Source organism: Vibrio sp. 1069 (assembly GCF_033340555.1).
In genome coordinates, this window is sequence record NZ_JAWOWP010000670.1 from 1 (window position 1) to 583 (window position 583).

1 protein-coding gene is annotated in these 583 nt (G+C 44.1%); it reads right to left on the reverse strand.

Annotated elements, in window-relative coordinates:
- A partial coding sequence (locus R7040_RS28375; RefSeq protein WP_318097875.1) for an ABC transporter substrate-binding protein occupies positions 1 to 583 on the reverse strand: 583 nt, incomplete at both ends.

Consider the following 583-nt stretch of genomic DNA (forward strand, 5'->3'; position numbering starts at 1 on the left):
AGCGAGTTACGGTCGATAACCAAAATGTTTTTCGGATCAGCTTCGCGGATAAACTCGTAAGAAATCACGTCACCGTGTGTACCAGTCTTGATGTTTTTTACCGTTTCAATGAAACCAAAGTCATTGTAAATCGCACCGAAGCGGGACTTCGCACCAAAGGCACTGATGTTGTCACCGATGCTCAAAATTGTTAGTGCGTCGTTATTGTTCGTTTGGTTGTAGTCGCGAATCGCTTTAAATTGAGCATCCAATGTTTCAATCTTTTGCTCGACTTTGTCTTCAATGTTGAAGATTTTGCCAATGTTACGCCATTGAGCCTGCGTGCCTTCCCAGTAGCCTTCGCCTTCTTTAGCTGCAAACACAACCGTTGGGGCAATTTCACTTAGCTCTTCATATTTCGCAGAGCCACGCGGGCCAACCAAGATCAGATCTGGTTTTTGCATATAAATAGCTTCAAAGTCAGGCTCAAACAAACTGCCTGCAGATGTGTAATTCTCTTTGCTGTACTTAGAAAGGTAGCTCGGAAGATGAGATGCGTTTGACACAGCTACAGGGTCAATCCCGAAGTTATCCAAAGCATCTA